Source organism: Bradyrhizobium sp. CCBAU 45394, assembly GCF_028128655.1.
Lineage (GTDB): Bacteria > Pseudomonadota > Alphaproteobacteria > Rhizobiales > Xanthobacteraceae > Bradyrhizobium > Bradyrhizobium diazoefficiens.
The window spans coordinates 1-19,531 of record NZ_LBIX01000148.1 but is presented as its reverse complement, the minus strand read 5'-3'; the positions used below and the strand labels follow the sequence as shown (position 1 = coordinate 19,531).

14 protein-coding genes and 1 pseudogene are annotated in these 19,531 nt (G+C 62.8%); 9 read left to right on the top strand and 6 right to left on the bottom strand.

Annotated features, from left to right (window positions below; genetic code table 11):
* Positions 1-21: 21 nt before the first annotated feature.
* Positions 22-366, top strand: coding sequence for a hypothetical protein (locus WN73_RS15295; protein ID WP_271553561.1), 345 nt, complete (start codon positions 22-24; stop codon positions 364-366).
* Between the two features lie 977 nt (positions 367-1,343).
* Here WN73_RS15295 and gspG read toward each other — a convergent pair.
* From gspG to WN73_RS15270, 5 genes and pseudogenes are all read right to left on the bottom strand, one after another.
* A pseudogene (gspG, locus tag WN73_RS44665) lies at positions 1,344-1,807 on the bottom strand (type II secretion system major pseudopilin GspG).
* 200 nt (positions 1,808-2,007) lie between these two features.
* Positions 2,008-2,406: a MarR family winged helix-turn-helix transcriptional regulator gene (locus WN73_RS15285; RefSeq protein ID WP_271553560.1), complete on the bottom strand. Its 399-nt coding sequence runs from the start codon at positions 2,404-2,406 to the stop codon at positions 2,008-2,010.
* 1,894 nt (positions 2,407-4,300) lie between these two features.
* Positions 4,301-4,729 (bottom strand): GlcG/HbpS family heme-binding protein, encoded by a 429-nt coding sequence (locus WN73_RS15280; protein ID WP_271553559.1) that lies wholly within the window; start codon positions 4,727-4,729, stop codon positions 4,301-4,303.
* Complete coding sequence (locus tag WN73_RS15275) at positions 4,722-7,697, bottom strand: FAD-binding and (Fe-S)-binding domain-containing protein (protein ID WP_271553558.1); 2,976 nt, start codon at positions 7,695-7,697, stop codon at positions 4,722-4,724. Before WN73_RS15275 ends, WN73_RS15280 begins: the two co-directional genes overlap by 8 nt.
* A gap of 104 nt (positions 7,698-7,801) precedes the next feature.
* Positions 7,802-8,539 carry a GntR family transcriptional regulator gene (locus WN73_RS15270; RefSeq protein WP_271553557.1) on the bottom strand — a complete coding sequence of 246 codons (738 nt, stop codon included), beginning with the start codon at positions 8,537-8,539 and terminating at the stop codon, positions 7,802-7,804.
* A gap of 131 nt (positions 8,540-8,670) precedes the next feature.
* Here WN73_RS15270 and WN73_RS15265 point away from each other — a divergent pair, with 131 nt between their 5' ends.
* The 4 genes from WN73_RS15265 to WN73_RS15250 all read left to right on the top strand — a co-directional run bounded on the left by WN73_RS15265 (position 8,671) and on the right by WN73_RS15250 (position 13,366).
* A complete protein-coding gene (locus WN73_RS15265) occupies positions 8,671-9,873 on the top strand; it encodes a pyridoxal-phosphate-dependent aminotransferase family protein (RefSeq protein WP_271553556.1) in 1,203 nt (400 codons plus the stop codon).
* 52 nt (positions 9,874-9,925) lie between these two features.
* Complete coding sequence (locus WN73_RS15260; protein WP_271553555.1) at positions 9,926-11,209, top strand: MFS transporter; 1,284 nt, start codon at positions 9,926-9,928, stop codon at positions 11,207-11,209.
* A gap of 117 nt (positions 11,210-11,326) precedes the next feature.
* Positions 11,327-12,526, top strand: coding sequence for a pyridoxal-phosphate-dependent aminotransferase family protein (locus tag WN73_RS15255; RefSeq protein WP_028173158.1), 1,200 nt, complete (start codon positions 11,327-11,329; stop codon positions 12,524-12,526).
* 42 nt (positions 12,527-12,568) lie between these two features.
* Positions 12,569-13,366 carry an enoyl-CoA hydratase/isomerase family protein gene (locus WN73_RS15250; RefSeq protein ID WP_271553554.1) on the top strand — a complete coding sequence of 266 codons (798 nt, stop codon included), beginning with the start codon at positions 12,569-12,571 and terminating at the stop codon, positions 13,364-13,366.
* Positions 13,367-13,734: 368 nt separating this feature from the next.
* Here the strand turns inward: WN73_RS15250 and WN73_RS15245 are convergent, their stop codons facing one another.
* Complete coding sequence (locus WN73_RS15245; RefSeq protein WP_271553553.1) at positions 13,735-14,004, bottom strand: hypothetical protein; 270 nt, start codon at positions 14,002-14,004, stop codon at positions 13,735-13,737.
* A 1,147-nt stretch (positions 14,005-15,151) separates the two neighbouring features.
* On the opposite strand from WN73_RS15245, the gene WN73_RS15240 reads away from it, so the two are divergent.
* The 4 genes from WN73_RS15240 (at position 15,152) to WN73_RS15225 (ending at position 19,420) form a co-directional block, all read left to right on the top strand.
* Entirely contained in the window at positions 15,152-16,126 is a 975-nt protein-coding gene (locus tag WN73_RS15240; RefSeq protein ID WP_271553551.1) for a Bug family tripartite tricarboxylate transporter substrate binding protein, read from the top strand.
* A gap of 225 nt (positions 16,127-16,351) precedes the next feature.
* Entirely contained in the window at positions 16,352-16,894 is a 543-nt protein-coding gene (locus tag WN73_RS15235) for a tripartite tricarboxylate transporter TctB family protein (RefSeq protein WP_097532284.1), read from the top strand.
* A 12-nt stretch (positions 16,895-16,906) separates the two neighbouring features.
* Positions 16,907-18,424: a tripartite tricarboxylate transporter permease gene (locus tag WN73_RS15230; protein WP_028173162.1), complete on the top strand. Its 1,518-nt coding sequence runs from the start codon at positions 16,907-16,909 to the stop codon at positions 18,422-18,424.
* A gap of 87 nt (positions 18,425-18,511) precedes the next feature.
* Positions 18,512-19,420: an outer membrane protein gene (locus tag WN73_RS15225; RefSeq protein ID WP_244647611.1), complete on the top strand. Its 909-nt coding sequence runs from the start codon at positions 18,512-18,514 to the stop codon at positions 19,418-19,420.
* Positions 19,421-19,531: the final 111 nt, after the last annotated feature.

Sequence of the window (19,531 nt, the reverse complement as noted above, 5' to 3'; positions counted from 1 at the left end):
CCAGGCCTCCCTCGATCGCGGGTGCGGTCCATCGATTACGTCGCCTCAGCCCGCGTTGCGTTGGCGCAGGTCACGATCGATGCGGTCGTCGTCAACTATGAGGATGGCCCCTATTTCCTTGACGTTGTCCCAGCGCGGCGCATGCGCGACCTCGAGGACGAGGGCCTCATGTTGATCGCGCTAAGTGAACTCCAGCTCAAGCCGCTTGTTTTGACGGCCGAAGATATTCGGCGCGAACCGCGCCGCGCCAACGCGAACCTGGTCTGGTCCTACTGCGACGTGACTATTCCGATCGGGCTGCGCATTCGCATCATGCAGGTCCTCCTCGACGAGGGGCCAATGCCGCTCGGCCAACTGCTCAAGTAAGCGATCCCGCGCCGACGGTGATGGCGCTCGCCTGCGCCAATCTCGTCCATCTCGATCTCTCCGCCCAGCCGCTGACCTTGACCACGCTCGTGCAACTTAGCACGCAAGCACGCTACGAACGAACTCCGACGAAGAAATATGCGAACTGCCGGCTGCCGTCGAAGAGGTTGTCGCGATGGGAGCCGATCCGGCCGACTGTAACAAACACGTCGGCAACCCTACCTCGACTCGGCTCCGGTCCCTGTGATTGTCGAACCAGAGTGGAGATTGTTGGTCGCCGCTACCTCGGGCCCGAAAAGGCGGTCGCTCGGCACGCTACCGGGATGTTCATTGTGGCCGAATAAGCTCGCTCCCAGCCTCCGGAACTAAACCGGAGTGCCCCGGCCGCGGAGCGGCGCAAAATATCGGTTTTCCCCGCATCCCTCGTCGGGCGTTATTGACTCTTCTCGCTCCAGAGGTCCGACTAAGCCGCCAAGTGATCCTCAATCCCCTGATGTCGCCAAGGAGTTGTCCGATGAGTCGAAATGCTGCCAAGCCCGTTGCGGCTCGGCCCAAGCTTGTACTCCATACGCCCCCATTCAAGGACGGACGTCCAAACTGGGTCAAATATTGGTACATCGTAGACGGAGCCAGGCTGATCCCGACCGATAAGACCTATAGCGAGGAGAAGAGTGCACGCTGCCTCCTCGCGCAGCACGTGATGGCGAATGCCAAACGTCCCCGACGAGGCGTGGCGGCCCTACGAGTTCGCTAGTCGGCTCGGCGGCCGCTGTAGCTGTCGCGGGGCGGTGTTTCCCGATTTAAGAAGCACCAACGACGATTCGGGCAGAGTAGAAGCCCTGCACCGGCGGAGATCGAAGCCGCGATGGGTCGTGATGGGGACGGGCGTATCGTGCTCGAAATCGAACGGCCGGGCGCCCAGAGCTCTGCCGACAGCACATCATGTGTCCCAATTGTGAGTCGTCGGGCGACGCGCACTATTTCTGCCAGTTGGCAATATCGGCAGCTTGCTCGGTGCCCCCCTCGCGACTGTCAGCTCCAAGGGATGCGAGGTCATACGCTAACCCATGCGTCCCCGGAAATGCATACGTATAGGGGTTTGCCCCAGGGATCGTTCGGAACCACGTTGCCTTTCAAGTAAGGGCCGTTCCGGCGCTCGACATTGGTCGGCTTCTGCACAAGCGTAGCCAATCCAACACCAGTCGCCGGATACGTGCCATTGTCGAGATAATGCAGGTCAAGCGCCTGGGCGAAGCCTTCGATTTGAATTCTGGCTGCCTTGATTTTCGATTCCGAAAGATGGTTGGCCGACGAGGCCCACGACGAGACCTATGATGGTAGTCACGACGAGCATTTCAACGAGCGTGAAGCCGTCCTGCTGTACCAAAAGGCGGTGAAGGGAGCGGTTTGACGGATTCAAACGATGCTGACGTTGGCGCATTACTCGACCTGACCTTGCTAGGAGACCGCAAGAAAAACTCGCTTGGACAGTGGATTGACGCCGCTCAGCCTTTGACCCACACCGCGACTCAGGAGTTGGCTCCGCATGCGCAATCATGCGCTCGATCGAGGCAAGCTATGGTCGCAGCTAGAGGTCCGCTTTCTGACGAGAATGCCGCGCGGATGATGGCTGCGCTTCCTTCAGGGATCCCGCATCCGGTCCAGCGCACGTTGCATTTCCCTGAAGCGGCGCGGTCCAATCCTTTCGGCGATCGCCGTCTCGCATCCGGCGATCGCCGGCCGTAAGCGGCCTAAGAGTGCGGCGCCGGCTTCGGTCAGATAAAGCACGTAGTAGCGGCGGTTGACGGCAGAGGCGGAGCGCTGCACCAGACCGTGCCGCTCCAGATCGTCCACTAGCCTTCCGATTCCAGCGCGATTAATCGATAGCGATTGCGCGATGGCGAACTGATTGGCGCCCGGATTGGCCTCGATCATGGACAGCACGAAGAATTGCGACGGGCCGATCTCAAAGGCCGCGAGCCGGCGGCTGACATCTTTGAACATCCAAAGTTGTGCCCGCCGGATGCGATCGATGAGCAAATGGGATAGATCCGCAGGGGCTAGCACCGCTGGCCCGGCCGGTTCTGCGGCTGGCGCGGCTCGCGGTGGCCTTGCGACGCGCGGCCGCCTCAGTCTCTTGGCGATGCGTCTCCTATCGCCTGCCTTCTCCGGCTCCATCGACGGCCACAATTGTGTTCGGGTTCAGCACGGCTAGAATCGAGTAGTTCCGGTGACGTTTATCATGATGCTCAAATCAAAAAAGGCCGCGTCGCAACAAGTTCATTTTTTTGCTTTCAGCCCAATCTTGACCAGCCGGCGGATGGCTTCGGAGCGTGAGGGAAGGTCCGCCTGTGCGCTGGCCCATTTGTCGACGGCAGTAGCGACATCGGGCGACAATCGGACAGCGGAGACGGGATAGACCCCACCAGCCTTCTTCGGACGCCCTCGAGATTTTTTGTTTACGGAAATTGATTTCTTCATATTTTCAGTTTACAGAAAATCGAGCCGAAACGGAAGTTGCAATTCCGCTCGGCCTAACCTGCACCATAAAGGGTTTTCAAGATGCCAAGGCTGACAGCGTGTATAGCACGCCACTTGCAAACTCGCCCATAGAACGGCCAGCGGATTCTGCTGGTGAGCTTTACGGTCGAACCGACATTTCCTCCGAGCAGTTCTTCCAAGCGCTCGGGCGCGCCCGACAGGCCGCCCGTGACGAAATTGAGCGGCTGATGACCGAACATCATCCGACCAGCGATCAGTGCTCAGAGCAACATGATGGCCGCAATGGCAATAGACTAGGATGCCACGCAGGCCCATTTTCTGCTTTACTCGAGCGACAGCAACCGCATCGCCAGTCCTCGATCGCTCAGGTGGAGCAGGACGTCGCGCCAATCGAGGCGGGCTGGAGACGCCTTCGGGGCCGGTTGCCGAGTAAATTTACGATCGGATCGCCGTTCTCGCGGCCCAGAACGGCCAATCGATAAGACTGGCAGATGCGCTATAGATCAGTAGGTTGCTTCTAGCGATAGGTCACCGATCAGATGCTGAGGTTGTTAGTGTTAGTCGCCTTGTTGCTGCTGCCGACAAATCCACTCGGGGCCGGCGCTACGATTGTCGGTGCTGGGTCTCAATCGTGCACGGCCTGGACGAACAGAGCCAAGAGCGCCGTTGTCAAGGGCGCTTTTGAATCTTGGGTCGTTGGCTTTATTAGCGGACTAAATGTTAGTGGTGATAGGGAAATTGTAGGTGGCGGCGATTTCGCCGCGATCGTCGGTTGGATGGATCGACGCTGCAAATCGCATCCTGCAGACCAAATCGGGATCGCAGCTTTAGATTTAGCGATGGAGTTAGCTGGCAGCGCGGCCAAGCGCTGACTTTGGATTGGCTGGATTCCACTTGGCTTGGCCGCTGTGCCGCAGACGCTTGCAATCGGTGCTCCCGATCGCAATCTAAAGTCCAAGCAAACGTCCGCCGGCTGCGGTTTCCATGCCACGACGGTCATAGACAACGGATCCTCTGGTGGAGGCTTATCCCAACAGGAGAGTTCGTGCCCGGTGCGCCGCGCGACTGCGGTGGAGAGGATAGAGATAGGTTGGCGTGGCCGCGATTCAGACGAATGTGCCGGTGGCGTACGGTTAGGACACTGCAGTCGGCCACTACCAACACTCTGGCAGACTTCGACAGGTGAGCTTCTTCAGCCGGTCCGTAATTCTCACACGGCGGGTCTTAGTGACGAGACAAGCGTGGTTTTCGAGATCGCGGCCCCTATCGATGGTCCGAACCTGCCCGCCGGCGGCAACCTCCCGCCATGCCGTGCCGGGCGGTCGGGCTGCCCAGTAGCGGGGCGTGAGCTGCTTATCGTGTTTTCCCTCAACCGGCAGGCAACTTTCGGCATAGACGCATTCTTGTGCTTGGCGTACGAAGCGGGCGCGCGCTATCCCGGTTTGGCGTCTAGCCCCGCGGCCTCGATGCCGGCTATGGCACAGGCTTCGTCATTGTCGGAGGTGTCGCCGGACACGCCGACGGCGCCGAGCAGCGTTGTGCCGTCCATGATCAGCACGCCGCCGGGGACCGGCACCAGCGCGCCCTTGGCAATCGTGTTCACGGAGTCGATGAAATAGGTCTGCTCCTGCGCGCGCTGGTACAGCGCGCGCGAACCCATGCCCATGGCGAGGGCGCCATAGGCCTTGCCGTGCGCGATCTCGGCGCGCATCAGGCTGGTGCCGTCCTGGGCTGCTGCGATCTTGAGCACACCGCGCGCGTCCAGGACGGTGACGACGAGCGGCTTCAGCTTCAGCTCGGTGGACTTTGCGAAGGCGGCGTCGAGGATCTTACGGGCGGTGTCGAGCGTCAGTTCAGCCATGGTTGGGTTCCTTTGCAGCTGGAGAAGGGGAATTGGTCTTGGCGCGATCGAGGCTCATCGCCAGCACGCGCGCGACGTGAAGCGCTTCGCGCTTTGTGCCGTCGTGGATCTGGTGCCGGCAGGAAGTGCCGTCGGCGACGACCAGCGTCGCCTCGTCTGCGCGCCGCACGGCGGGCAGCAGCGACAGCTCGGCCATCTCCATCGAGGCGTCATAGGTCTCAGCGCCATAGCCGAAGGCGCCCGCCATGCCGCAACAGCTGGACTCGATGGTCTCGACCTCAAGGCCGGGAACGAGCCGCAGCACCTGCTCGACTGGCCTGAAGGCGCCGAAGGATTTTTGGTGGCAATGGCCGTGCACCACGGCCTTGTCGGCGACGGTACCGAGCGGCAGTTGCAGCCGGCCGGCCTGGGCTTCGCGCACCAGGAATTCCTCGAAGGTCAGCGCATGGGCACTGATGGCCTTGGCGTCATCGTCCTTGCGCAGCGACGAAAGCTCGTCGCGCAGCGTCAGCAGGCAGCTAGGCTCGAGACCGACGATCGGCACGCCACGCGCGGCGAAGGGCGCGAAGGCGGCCACCAGCCGGTCCAGCTCGGACCTGGCCTCGTCGACGAGACCCGCGGAGAGGAAGGTGCGGCCGCAGCAGAGCGGGCGACTGCCACCCGCGGGCCTGGGCAGATGCACGCGATAACCGCCGGCCGCGAGCACGCGCAGCGCGGCATCGAGATTTTCGCGCTCATAGATGCGATTGAACGTATCGGCGAACAGCACGACCTCGCGACCGCTCTCCGGGCCGACCGTTTCCGCAGGCGGCGCGAACACGTCGCTGCGGAAGGCGGGTAGCGCCCGGCGCGCGCTGATGCCGGCAAAGCGCTCGAACAGTTTTTGCAGCAACGGGCTGTGATTGCGCAAATTCGCGAGCGGCGCGAAGCGCGAGGCGAGGCCGGCATAGCGCGGGAGATAGCCCACCAGGCGGTCGCGCAGCGTCAGGCCGTGGGTGGCTGCGCGGGCGGCGAGCACCTCGATCTTCATCTTGGCCATGTCAACGCCGGTCGGGCATTCGTGGCGGCAAGCCTTGCAGGAGACGCAGAGTTTGAGCGTCTCAATCATCTCGTCCGAGGACAGCGCGTTCGGGCCGAGCTGGCCGGAGATCGCGAGCCGCAAGGTGTTGGCGCGCCCCCGCGTCACGTCTTTCTCGTTGCGCGTCGCGCGGTAGGACGGGCACATCACGCCGCCCTCGAGCTTGCGGCAGGCGCCGTTGTTGTTGCACATCTCGACCGCGCCCTGGAAACCGCCGCCGGCGCCGGGATAGGCGGACCAGTCGAGTTTCGTCTTGAAGTCAGCGACGCGATAGTCCGGTTTGAAGCGGAACAGCGAGCGGTCGTCCATCCTGGGCGCATCGACGATCTTGCCGGGATTGAGGACGCCATCGGGATCGAAGCGCTGCTTCACCTCCCTGAAATCGGCAACGAGGCGTTCGCCGAACATCGTCTCGTGGAATTCCGAGCGCACCAGGCCGTCGCCGTGCTCGCCGGAATGCGAGCCCTTGTACTCGCGCACCAGCGCGAAGGCTTCCTCCGCGATGGCGCGCATCGCCTTGACGTCCTTCTCCAGCTTCAAATTCAGCACCGGGCGCACATGCAGGCAGCCCTCGGAGGCATGCGCATACATCGTGCCGCTGGTGCCGTGTTTTGCGAAAACCTCGTTCAGCCGCGCGGTGTAGTCGGCGAGATGGGGCAACGGCACCGCGCAGTCCTCGACGAAGGAGACCGGCTTGCCCTCCTGCTTCATCGACATCATGACGTTGAGGCCGGCGGCGCGGAAATCGGCGATGCCGCTCTGCAGCGCCGGCTCGGTGATCTCGACCACGCCGCCCCATTTGCGCGTGTCGTTATTCCAGCCGAGGCCGAGATCGCCCATCAGCTCGTTGAGCTGCTTCAGGCGCAGGAGATTGTCCGCCTGATTCTCTTCGGCGAACTCGACCACCAGCACGGCGTCCGGATCGCCCTTGATCGCGGCCGAGATGATCGGCCTGAACATCGCGATGTCGCGGCCGAGCGCGATCATGGTGCGGTCGACCAGCTCGACCGCGATCGGCTTGAGTTTGACGAGATGTTGGGCCGCATCCATCGCCTCGTAGAAGCTGCCGAAATGGCAGACGCCCAGCGCCTTGTTACGGATGACGGGCCAGAGCTTCAGCTCGACCTTGGTGGTGAAGGCGAGGGTGCCTTCGGAGCCGACCAGCAGGTGCGCCATGTTGTTCGGCGCGTTGCGCGGCACCAGCGCATCGAGATTGTAGCCGCCGACGCGGCGCTGCACCTTTGGAAAGCGCGCGGCGATCTCATCGGCCTCGCGGGTGCCGAGATCGAGCATGTCGCGGAACAGGGCGCGCGCGCTGTCGCTGGCCTCGACGTCGGAGAGATCGCGCGACACCTCGCCGAAGCGGCTGAGCGTGCCGTCGGCAAGCGCCGCCTCCATCGACAGCGTGTTGTCGCGCATGGTGCCGTAGCGCAAGCTGCGGCCGCCGCAGGAATTGTTGCCGGCCATGCCGCCGATGGTGGCGCGCGAGGCGGTGGAGACGTCGACCGGAAACCACAGGCCGTGCTTTTTGAGCTGGCGGTTGAGGTCGTCGAGCACGATGCCGGGCTCGACCACGCAGGTGCGGCCCTCGACGTCGAGCGACAGGATGCGGTTGAGATGCTTGGAGAGGTCGACGACGAGGCCGTCATTGACGGTCTGGCCGCATTGCGAGGTGCCGCCGCCGCGCGGGGTGACCTTGCGGCCCTCGTCGCGGGCGATCGCCAGGGCCCGCAGCGCCTCGTCCATGGTCTTGGGCACGACCACGCCCGCCGGCACGATCTGGTAGAACGAGGCGTCGGTGGCGTAGCGGCCGCGGCTGAAGCGGTCGAACAGGACGTCGCCGGTCAATTCCGACCGCAGGCGCCGTTCGAGCGAGGAGGCGTTTGTCATCCCTGATCCCGGACTGACCCAGCGAAGCTCAGCCTTGCTGAGTTATTCATTATTGTTCACGACCGATTATATTATGAATTCAAAATGAGCAAGCCGGCCGCCCGTCAGGGCGAGGCCGGCGCGTCCTCTTGGGGCTCGGTCAGGTGCTCGATCGCGGCCGTCCGCTTGTTGCGCAGGTGCTGGAACAGGATGTCGCTGAGTTCGCTGCCGGCGCGGCGGCGCAGCGCATCGAGGATGGCCTCGTGCTCGCGCATGGCTTCCGCCCAGCGCTGCCGCTTGCGGGCGAAATTGGCGGAGTAGCGGACGCGGCGGATCCTTCCCGCGAAATTGGCGTAGGCGGTCTTCAGCGTCTCGTTGCGCGCGGCTGCGACGATGCTCTCGTGGATGCGCTGGTTGGTCTGGAAATAGCCGTGCATGTCGCGGTGCAGATAGTGGCCGTACATCTCGTAATGCAGCTGCTCGATCGCGGTGATTTCCTCATCCGTAATGGCCTCGCAGGCAAGGCGTCCGGCGAGGCTTTCCAGTCCCGCCATGACGTCGAACAGCTCTTCCAGGTCGCGCTGGCTGAGCTGGCGGACGCGAGCGCCGCGGTTGGGCAGCAGCTCGATCAGCCCCTCGGCGGCAAGGACCTTTAGCGCTTCACGCAAGGGCGTGCGGGAGATGCCGAGCATCTCGCAGAGCTGGCGCTCGGGAACGCGCGCGCCGTCGGGAATGTTGCCTTCGACCACGTAGTCGCGCAGCCGCAGCAGGATCTCGCCATGGAGCGAGGCCTCCTGGCGGTCGCCGCCATTTGTGGCGGGCGGGGTGATCGGAACCCCAGTGTCGGGAATCGTGGATTTCATTTGCAGCACAGTAGTTTGCCCGTCTGGTCGCGTCGACGTCCACAATCGAATACCAAAATTCGATTGAAATGACAAAAAATGAATGCAAAATAACCTGCAGAGCCGGCAGAATTCGCCGACAGGGAGGTTTCATGCATCAGGGACGCCATTTCCTTCAGATTCCGGGCCCAAGCCCGGTCCCCGAGCGCGTCCTGCGCGCCATGGACATGCCTGTGATCGACCACCGGAGCGCCGAATTCGGCGAGCTCGGCCGGACCGTCCTCGAGGGCAGTCAGAAAATCTTCCAGACCAGGGGTCCGGTCATCATCTTCCCCTCGTCGGGGACCGGCGCCTGGGAGGCCGCGATCGTCAACACGCTGTCGCCGGGCGACCGGGTGCTGATGGTCGAGACCGGCCATTTCGCCACCCTGTGGCGGCAGATGGCCAGCCGTTTCGGCATCGAGGTCGATTTCGTGCCCGGCGACTGGCGGCGTGGCGCCGACCCCGCCTTGATCGAGGCGAAGCTCACCGAGGACAAGGCGCGCGCGATCAAGGCCGTGATGGTCGTGCACAACGAGACCTCGACCGGCGCGACCTGCCGCATCGCCGAGATCCGCGCCGCGATCGATCGCGCCTCGCATCCCGCGCTACTTATGGTCGACACCATCTCCTCGCTCGGCTCGGTCGACTACCGCCACGACGAGTGGAAGGTCGACGTCAGCGTCAGCTGCTCGCAGAAGGGCTTTATGCTGCCGCCCGGCCTCGGCTTCAACGCGATCTCGGAGAAGGCGCGTGCAGCGGCGAAGACCAACAAGATGCCGCGCTCCTATTTCGACTGGGAGGAGATGCTGAAGCCGAACGCAAAAGGCTTCTTCCCCTACACGCCGGCGACCAATCTGCTTTACGGCCTGCGCGAGGCGATCACGATGCTGCTCGAAGAGGGGCTCGACAACGTCTTCGCCCGGCATCAGCGGTTAGCTGCCGCGACCCGCGCCGCCGTCAATCATTGGGGCCTCGAAGTGCTCTGCCAGGAGCCTTCAGAGTTCTCGCCGGTGCTCACGGCCGTGCTGATGCCGCCGGGCCATGACGCCGATCAGTTCAGGAAAGTCGTGCTCGACAATTACAACATGTCGCTCGGCTCCGGGCTCTCGAAGGTCGCCGGAAAGGTCTTCCGCATCGGCCATCTCGGCGAATGCAACGCGCTCACCCTGCTCGGCGCGCTCACCGGCGTGGAGATGGGCCTGTCGGTTGCCGGCGTGCCGCATCGCTCGGGCGGCGTCGATGTCGCGATGAAGCTGTTGGAGCAGCGCCCGCAGGGCAACGCATCGCCGCATCTGAAAGGGGTCGGCACCTAGATCGCGCGGGACACGCAAGGCCAATCATAAAAAGCAATCAGCGAGGGTGGAGATGGGAATTCGGTTCAAGGCCACGCATGTCGTCTTGGCGATGCTCTGCGCGATGTACTTCATCACCTATGTCGACCGGGTGAACATCGGCACTGCGGCGAGCGAGATCCAGAAGGAGCTGGGCCTCTCGAACACCCAGCTCGGCTTCGTCTTCTCCGCCTTCGCCTATCCCTATCTGCTGTTCCAGGTGATCGGCGGCTGGGTCGGCGATCATTTCGGCCCGCGCAAGACGCTGTTCTGGTGCGGCATGATCTGGGCGGCCGCGACCATCATGACCGGCTTCGTCAACGGTCTTGCCGCGCTGTTCGTCGCGCGTTTCGCGCTCGGCTTCGGCGAGGGCGCGACGTTCCCGACCGCGACGCGCGCAATGCAATACTGGACGCCGGCGAACCGCCGTGGCTTCGCGCAAGGCCTCACCCATTCCTTCGCCCGGCTCGGCAATGCCGTGACGCCGCCCGTGGTGGCGCTGTTGATCCTCTGGCTGACCTGGCGCGGCGCCTTCGTCGTGCTCGGCTTCGTTAGCCTCGTCTGGGGCGTGATCTGGGTCTGGTACTTCCGCAACGAGCCGAAAGAGCATGCCTCCATCACCGAAGCCGAGCTCGCCGCGCTGCCGCCGCGCCCGACCGGTGAGCGGCCGCGCGTGCCGTGGGGACCGTTGCTCGGCCGGATGTGGCCGGTGACGCTGACCTATTTCTGCTACGGCTGGTGCCTGTGGCTGTACCTCAACTGGCTGCCGCTGTTCTTCAAGAACAACTACAGTCTCGACATCAAGAACTCGGCGCTGTTCGCCTCCGGCGTCTTCTTCGCCGGCGTGGTCGGTGACAGCGTCGGCGGTGTGCTGTCTGACAAGATCCTCGACCGCACCGGCAATGTCCGCTTGGCGCGGCTCAGCGTCACCGTTGCGGGATTTGCGGGGGCGCTGCTCTCGCTGTTTCCGATCCTGTTCGTCCACGACATCACCATCGTCGCGCTGTGCCTGTCGGCCGGCTTCTTCTGCGCTGAACTGGTGATCGGTCCGATGTGGTCGATCCCGATGGACATCGCCCCGAAATATTCCGGGACCGCCTCGGGAATCATGAACACCGGCTCGGCCTTCGCGGCCATCGTCTCCCCGCTGGTCGCGGGCTTCGTGATCGACGTGACCGGCAACTGGTACCTGCCGTTCCTGATGTCGATGGGGCTGCTGCTGCTCGGCGGCTTTTCCGCCTTCCTGATGCATCCAGAGCGTCCGTTCGCGGAGGTCGAGGGGAGGCTGCCGTCCGGAAAGGTGGTGGCCGCGGAATAGGGGGCGGCGGAGGCCCGCCGCCGATGCATGGGAGGGGCCTTAAGGAGAGGGGACAAGCCGGTCAAATGGTGCTATTCGGCGGCCATCAAAATCAAGGCAAGACCGGGAAGGACGCCGATGACCGTGCATACTGGAAGGCATTTCCTACAGATTCCAGGACCGACCAACGTGCCCGACCGCGTGCTGCGGGCGATGGACATGCCGACGCTGGACCATCGCGGTCCGGAGTTCGCCGAGCTCGGCTTCGGCGTGCTTGCCGCGATGCAGCGCGTGTTCCGCACCAAGCAGCCCGTGATCATCTTCCCCTCGTCCGGCACCGGCGCATGGGAAGCGGCGATGGTCAACGTGTTTTCGCCCGGCGACAAGGTCCTGATGTGCGAGACCGGCCAGTTCGCCGTGCTGTGGCGCGGCATCGCCGACAAGTTCAAGCTCGACGTCGACTTCATCCCGAGCGACTGGCGCCATGGTGCCGATCTCGCCGAGATCGAGCAGCGCCTTGCCGCCGACAAGCAGCACACGATCAAGGCGGTCTGCGTCGTGCACAACGAGACCTCGACCGGCTGCGTGACGCCGCCGTTGGAGGTGCGCAAGCTGCTCGACCGCGTCAAGCATCCGGCGCTGCTGATGGTCGACACCATCTCCGGCCTCGGCTCGATGGAATACGAGCACGACGCCTGGGGTATCGACGTCTCGGTCGCAGGCTCCCAGAAGGGCCTGATGCTGCCGCCCGGCCTCGGCTTCAACGCCGTCTCGGAGAAGGCGCTCGCCGTTGCCAAGGCCAACCCGGGCATGCGCTCCTATTGGGACTGGCAGGAGGTCATCAGCTTCAACAAGCTCGGCACCTTCCCCTATACGCCCGCGACCAATCTGCTCTACGGCTTGCGCGAAGCGGTCAAGATGCTGGAAGAGGAAGGGCTGGAGAACGTCTGGACCCGCCACAAGCGCCACAGCGCGGCGACCCGCGCCGCGGTCAAGGTCTGGGGCTTGGAAACGCAGTGCGCCGATCCTGCCGCGCATTCCCCTGCGCTGACCGGCGTGCGCGTGCCGGATGGACACGACGCCGACGCCTTCCGCAAGGTGGTGCTGGAAAACTTCGACATGTCGCTCGGCACGGGCCTGAACAAGGTCAAGGGCAAGGTGTTCCGCATCGGCCATATCGGCCATTTCAACGATCTGATGCTGATGGGCACGCTCGCCGGCGTCGAGATGGGCCTGGATCTTGCAAAGATTCCGCACCGGAGCGGCGGCGTGTTGGCGGCCATGGACGTCCTGAAGGGACGCGATGTGGTGCCGATGGCCAAGGCCCAAGTAGCTTAGAAGGCGCAGGTGGCCTGAACTAACCTGGAAAGTGAGCGCGCGATGAACGCACCGACGACGACCAACGAAGACCTGCTCTACTCCGTCCAGGACGGCATCGCGCGGATCACCTTCAACCGCCCTCAGGCGCGCAACGCAATGACCTTCGCCATGTATGACCGCATGGCGGAGATCTGCCTTGAGATCAACGCCGACCGCTCGATCAAGGCGCTGATCCTGACCGGCGCCGGCGACAAGGCGTTCGCCTCCGGCACCGACATCTCGCAATTCCGCGCGTTCAAGACCGCGCAGGATCCACTCGATTACGAGGCCCGCATCGACCGCGTGCTCGGCACGCTCGAGCAGTGCCGCGTGCCCGTGATCGCGGCGATCGCCGGCGCCTGCACCGGCGGCGGCGCCGGCATTGCGGCCTGCTGCGACCTCCGCATCGGGACTGAGACGACGCGAATGGGCTTTCCGATCGCGCGTACGCTCGGCAACTGCCTGTCGATGTCCAACATCAGCCGCGTCGTCGCACTGGTGGGACCTGCCCGCACCAAGGATCTGATCTTCAAGGCGCGGCTGGTCGAGGCGCCGGAAGCGCTCGCCCTCGGCCTGCTCAACGAGGTCGTGCCCGACGCCGAGACGCTTCAGCGTCGCGCCGACGAGACCGCAAAGCTTGTCGCAAGCCACGCGCCGCTCACGCTCGAGGCGACCAAGGAAGCGGTCCGCCGCATCCGCCGTACGCTGTCGCGCGAAGAGGGTGAGGACCTGATCCTCAAGGCCTATATGAGCGAAGATTTCCGCGAGGGCATGGACGCCTTCCTCAACAAGCGGACGCCGGTCTGGAAGGGTAAGTAAAAACCAGATTGATACTGCAACTCTCGAAGCCCGCTGTTCCCGTCCGGGAGTTCCTGGGCCGATTGGCGTTCAGGCCCTTTGCTGCGCCTATTTCTCACTAACTTTTTGATAACCCATAGCTTTATCAATGAGGCGTAGCGTACCAGAGCCTTGGAGCTGCTCTGCTATAATTCATACGCGGTCAGCGATGTAACGCTGGGTGGCGTTTAGGACTCCGGCGCGTTGGGTGCGCGCAAAGACATCACAGACCTCCGGAAGCAAGTTCGCTGAGTAGCCGAACGCCTTAGCGCCTTGCTTAGTGCGGAATTCAATCTGCTTAGCGATCACAGCAAAGTCTTCGCCGATGAAGGGTTCTAGGTTCTGCAATGTCAAAAGAGAAGGCAGTTTGACGCCGCCCGGTGATGCTGACGTCCGTTGGAGGGGCGACCTAAGCCCATCATGAAGCCACTGTACGTGATCACTCGCTGCCCATCGTTCAGAACGGCAGCCTCAATCTCGATGTCTCCAAATCGAATGACGCCTTCATGCGCCGCCTGCGGCAAATGTCGCGCCCAGCGGGCTTTAACGGCCTTGCGAGCAATCCCCCGCCGCTCGTCATCATGATAGCGCAGCTGCTCTTGCCATGCCGCCAGCGGCACGGGCGGGCACTCCCCACTGCACTCTCCACCGCGTTTTCCTCCGCTCGAGGTTGCGATCCAAGCTAACACTCTCCCTTGCACCCATATTTCAGGAGTGTGGTTGGGCCAGACAATCGTAAGCACGATATTGCACAGACGTATACAAGCTGATGCGGGGAGCTGTTCGGCTGTAGGTCGTTTCGGGGCACGGAACCAAAATTGGCCTTAAAAAGCGGAGCTGACGGACAGCAACGTTACTCCTCGGGCCGCGCCGGCTCATTTAATGCGACCTTGACTCGTGCGGGTGAAGAGCAGTGCCAAACTGCTGTACAGAAAGCTTTCAGTATCACGTCCTTGCACCCAATTTGTGGAACCGACCGATACGTTGCCGTGAGAGCTTGCGCAATTTGTAGCGCTTGGTAGACATCCCGCTCCTCATAGAGCTTCAGACCAAAAAGGCCTCCCAGCAATCCGCCCCAGAAGCTATGCTTGTGAGACCGTATTAGGACTCCCTTTTTACCAACAGAGATCCAACAGGCGTCTCCGCTGTCTAAGACAATTGTCGCGTCGTGGCCAAATCTCTCGTTAATGTAAAGAAGCTGCGGCATATTTCTACCAACTATTGTCTTCGACAAAGCCGCTCGAACCGACACTTCGGGGTTTTAACAGATCTGCGAATAGGCTGTCGGCGAACTGCGGTGATGCCGCGTCCAGCGCGGGGCGGGGTATCGCATCGTTCTTTCTTTCGTCAAGCTGTCGTCTTGAATTCGATCGAACGGACGGCATGGGCTCCGATACTTGTCATCATTTGTTCGCAACTGGGCCCTAACCCTTCGCACGCGCGCCCATAGCGACCGTCTCCCTAGCCCCTCCGGACGTCGACACTCCGTGGATCAGGGGGGCGGTCGCAGGTCTTGCTCAGACCTCATCAACATCTAAGTTTCTGTCGCCGGCACAACGACACTCATGGACCGTGCGCTTGCTGCTCAATGTAGTAATTGACTTATTCTACTCAATTTTTGAATAAGTTGTTCTCATCCCAAAGTCATAAGCAATGTTGCGCCGCGTGGCTTGAATCCAGCCGGATTCGCCAGCACAATGGCGCTGAATTCATCTTTGAATTTCCAATCCGAACAAGAAATTAGGGAAGACGCACGTGGGACATGGAATGAAGGCCACGATCGTGCTGGCGGCCGCGCTTTGTGGCACACCGGCTTTTGCCGGCTGGGAACCGACCAAACCGGTCGAGATCGTGGTGGCGGCCGGTGCGGGCGGTGCTTCCGATCAGATGGCGCGAATGATGCAGGCCGCGATCCAGAAGAACAATCTGATGAAGCAGCCGATGGTCGTCTCGCTCAAGGGCGGCGCCTCGGGCGCGGAAGCGCTGATGTACATGAAGTCCAGCGAGGGCGACCCCAACAAGGTGCTGATCGCCTATTCGCTGATCTACATGCTGCCGATGTCGGCGAAGATCCCGTTCAACTGGCGTGAGCTGACCCCGGTTTCGGTGATCGCGCTCGACCAGTTCGTGCTGTGGGACAACAGCGCCGGTCCCAAGACGGTAAAGGAATTCGTCGAGGCCGCGAAGGCGGCGAGCTCGCCGTTCAAGATGGGCGGCACCGGCTCCAAGCGCGAGGATCACGTGCTGACCGTGTTCCTGGAGCAGAAGACCGGCGCGAAATTCTCCTATCTGCCCTACAAGTCCGGCGGCGAGGCCGCGACCCAGCTCGTTGGCAACCATACCGAGGCCAACGTCAACAACCCCAGCGAAAACCTCGAAGTCTGGCGCGCCGGCCAGGTGCGTCCGCTCTGCGTGTTCGACAAGGAGCGCATCTTCTACACCAGCAAGGTGACGGACACGCAGTCCTGGGCCGACATCCCGACCTGCAAGGAGGAGGGCGTCGACGTCCAGTATCTGATGCTGCGCGCGATGTTCCTGCCCGGCAAGGTCACGGCCGAGCAGCAGGCCTTCTATGTCGAGCTGTTCCACAAGGTGACGCAGACCGCCGAGTACAAGGACTACATGGAGAAACAGGCGTTGAAGCCGATCTTCCTCACCGGCAAGGACATGGTGCAATTCCTCGAGGAGGACGATGCCATCAACAAGGCGCTGATGATCGAAGCCGGATTCGTCGCGAAGTAGCCGTCTCTCTTTTCCCTCTCCCCGTTCTTACGGGGGAGGGCAGGGGTGAGGGGCGGTCTCGGCGAGTCCAGCTTTCCCCGTCCGTGCCGAGAGTCCCCCTCACCCGGCGCTTCGCCATAGCCGAGGCTTTGCTTCGGCGTCCTAGAAAACGGCCGCGGATGCGACCTCTGCCTCTCCCCGCAAGCGGGGGCGAGGTGACATCATTCCGGCTTTGCAAAGCAGCACATGTCCCAAACCGATATAGAAATCGTCGTCGACGATCCGACCGCGCCTGAAGAGGACTCGCCCTCCATCGTCAGCTCAGGCACGATCGAAATCCTTGTCTGCCTCCTGCTGCTCGCGCTGGCCGTCACGCTCGGCTACGACAATTGGCGCACCGGGGCTTCCTGGGACGCAACCGGGCCCGAGCCCGGCTATTTCCCGTTCTATCTCTCCGTCATCCTCGGCGGCGGCAGCCTCTACGGCCTGATCGCGGCGCTCGTCGCGCGCCGCGCGGCGTCCGGAAGCTTCGTCACGCGCGCGCAGGCCCGCCGCGTGATGGCGGTGTTCGTGCCGACGCTGCTGTTCTGTCTGGTGACGCAGTTCCTCGGCCTCTATGTCGCGAGCTTCTTGCTGATTGCGGCCTTCATGCGCCTCGTCGGCAAGATCGCGCTGTGGAAGTCGCTGCTCACCGCCTTCCTGTTCACGGCGATCATGTTCGTCACCTTCGACATCGCCTTCGACGTCATCATGCCGAAGGGGCCGCTCGAAGCGGCCTTCGGCCACTAGGACGGACCCGCGATGGAAGCTCTCGGTCTCCTGCTTCACGGCTTCGCCGTCCTGCTGACGTGGAAGACGCTCGTGCTGATGATGGTCGGGCTGGTGCTCGGCATCTTCGTCGGCGTGCTGCCGGGCCTCGGCGGCCCCAACGGCGTTGCGATCCTGTTGCCGCTGACCTTCACGATGGACCCGACCTCCGCCATCGTGATGCTGTCCTGTATCTACTGGGGCGCGCTGTTCGGCGGCGCGATCACCTCGATCCTGTTCAACATCCCGGGCGAGGCCTGGTCGGTCGCGACCACCTTCGACGGCTATCCGATGGCGCAGCAGGGCAGGGCGGCGGAGGCGCTGACCGCGGCGTTCACGTCCTCCTTCATCGGCTCGCTGGTCGCAGTGCTCCTGATCACCTTCCTCGCGCCGATGATCTCGTCCTTTGCGTTGAAGTTCGGCCCGCCCGAGTTCTTCGCGGTGTATCTGCTCACCTTCTGCTCCTTCGTTGGCCTGGGGCGCGAGGCCAAGCACAAGACGGTCATCTCGATGTCGCTGGGGCTGCTGCTCGCCGGCATCGGTATGGACACGGTGTCGGGCAATCTGCGCATGACTTTCGGCTCGGCCGAGCTCTTGCGCGGTATCAACTTCCTCGTCGCCGTCATCGGCCTGTTCGGAATCAGCGAGATCCTGCTGACGATGGAGGAGCGGCTGGCACTGCGCGGCCACGCGGCAAGCATCTCGCTGCGCGTCGTGCTCGGTGTCTGGAAGGACCTGCCGAAATACTGGGTGACGTTGCTGCGCTCCTCCTTCATCGGCTGCTGGCTCGGCATCACCCCGGGCGGGGCGATCGCGGCCTCCTTCATGGGCTACAATCTCGCCAAGCGCTTTTCCAAGGATCCGGAGAGTTTTGGCAAGGGTCGCATCGAGGGCGTGTTTGCGCCGGAAACGGCGGCGCACGCCTCCGGCACCGCGGCGCTGCTGCCGATGCTGGCGCTCGGCATTCCCGGCTCCGGCACAGCCGCGATCCTGCTCGGCGGGTTGATGGTATGGGGGCTCAATCCGGGGCCGCTGCTGTTCGTCGAGCACAAGGATTTCGTCTGGGGCTTGATCGCTTCGATGTATCTCGGCAACGTCGTCGGCCTCGTGCTGGTGCTAACGACGGTGCCGATCTTCGCATCGATCCTGCGCGTGCCCTTTGCGGCGGTGGCGCCGATGATCGTGGTATCCTGCGCGATCGGCGCCTATGCGATCCAGAACGCGATGTTCGACATCTGGCTGATGCTGGGCTTCGGCGTCGTTGGCTACGTCTTCAAGAAGATCGGAATTCCGCTGGCGCCGTTTACGCTCGCCCTCGTCCTCGGCAACCGTGCCGAGGACGCATTCCGCCTGTCGATGATCGGCTCCGGCGGCGACCTCAGAGTGTTCTGGGCGAACGGGCTGGTCGGGTCGATTACCACGCTAGCGATTCTGCTTCTGTTCTGGCCGCTGATCGATGGCCTGCTGGGCCACTTCGGATGGACGCAACGGGCGAAAACCGCATCACGGTAAATTCGCTCTTAAACTATAAGTAGATCAAAAGCTTAGTTTGTCGATGACGTCGCAGTCCAAGTCCTGGCGTCATCCGATTGTTTCCAAATGTTGCCGCCGCGCGACAGCCGCGCTGGAACCGAAGGCGTATGGTCCCATCCAGATTTTGGTTTTTGTGGCAGGGGCGAAGTTATGAAGCGGATTGTGATGGGAATTGCGGCAGCGGCCTCGCTGGTTGGGACGAACGCGATGGCCGCCGATCTGGCGGCGAGGCCCTATGTGAAGGCGCCGCCGATCGTCGATCCCGGTTATAACTGGACGGGATTTTATGCGGGTTTGAACGGCGGCTATAGCTGGGGCAGGACGACCGCGACGGCTGTGATCGGCGCGCCCTTTCCCGCGGGATCCATCGGCACGGCCAAGCAGAACGTGGATGGCGGCCTCGGCGGCGGCCAAGTTGGCTACAATTGGCAGCTGGACCGGAAATGGGTCGTCGGCGTCGAGGCCGACATTCAAGGCACCGGCGAACGCGGGCGATCGAACGACGTGCTAGGCACGATCCGAATCGGCAGGTTTGGTGTCACGGCGTCCACGGCGACCAGCACCGATTTTCCCTGGTTCGCAACCTTCCGTGGACGAGGCGGCTTCCTCGTTGATCCGAGCTTGCTGCTCTATGCCACCGGCGGTCTGGCGGTCGGCGAGGTCAAGTTCTCGAGCACGCCGACGCTTACGCTTCAGGCGTTCGATGGCAACGACCCCGTCGGCGCGCCCATATCGGCCACCGGCGCGACAGTGTCGGAAAGCCGGACCCGGGTGGGCTGGACGCTCGGCGCAGGCCTGGAGAAGAAGTTCGCACCCAACTGGTCGGCGAAGCTAGAATATCTCTACATCGATCTCGGCACCAAGACCTACTTCGCCGGGACAGGGAATGACATCGACGTCAAATTCCGCGACCATATCCTCCGTGCTGGCTTCAACTACCAGTTCACGGCGGGCCCGGTCGTCGCCAAGTACTGAGCCAAGTACTGATCGGCAGGCAGTTACGGATGGAAAAGCCCTGGTTATCCGGTCGATCGTTAATAAGCCGAATTGGGCTGAACTGGACAGTTGAGCGTTGGCCAGAGTGAG

What these genes read in the sequence shown, in the direction of transcription:
- WN73_RS15270 (WP_271553557.1), bottom strand. Translation starts at nt 8,539, where the DNA reads ATGAAATCCACGATTCCCGACACTGGGGTTCCGATCACCCCGCCCGCC.
- WN73_RS15275 (WP_271553558.1), bottom strand. Translation starts at nt 7,697, where the DNA reads ATGACAAACGCCTCCTCGCTCGAACGGCGCCTGCGGTCGGAATTGACC.
- WN73_RS15230 (WP_028173162.1), top strand. Translation starts at nt 16,907, where the DNA reads ATGGAAGCTCTCGGTCTCCTGCTTCACGGCTTCGCCGTCCTGCTGACG.
- WN73_RS15255 (WP_028173158.1), top strand. Translation starts at nt 11,327, where the DNA reads ATGACCGTGCATACTGGAAGGCATTTCCTACAGATTCCAGGACCGACC.
- WN73_RS15265 (WP_271553556.1), top strand. Translation starts at nt 8,671, where the DNA reads ATGCATCAGGGACGCCATTTCCTTCAGATTCCGGGCCCAAGCCCGGTC.
- WN73_RS15250 (WP_271553554.1), top strand. Translation starts at nt 12,569, where the DNA reads ATGAACGCACCGACGACGACCAACGAAGACCTGCTCTACTCCGTCCAG.
- WN73_RS15225 (WP_244647611.1), top strand. Translation starts at nt 18,512, where the DNA reads ATGTTGCCGCCGCGCGACAGCCGCGCTGGAACCGAAGGCGTATGGTCC.
- WN73_RS15260 (WP_271553555.1), top strand. Translation starts at nt 9,926, where the DNA reads ATGGGAATTCGGTTCAAGGCCACGCATGTCGTCTTGGCGATGCTCTGC.
- WN73_RS15280 (WP_271553559.1), bottom strand. Translation starts at nt 4,729, where the DNA reads ATGGCTGAACTGACGCTCGACACCGCCCGTAAGATCCTCGACGCCGCC.
- WN73_RS15235 (WP_097532284.1), top strand. Translation starts at nt 16,352, where the DNA reads ATGTCCCAAACCGATATAGAAATCGTCGTCGACGATCCGACCGCGCCT.
- WN73_RS15240 (WP_271553551.1), top strand. Translation starts at nt 15,152, where the DNA reads ATGAAGGCCACGATCGTGCTGGCGGCCGCGCTTTGTGGCACACCGGCT.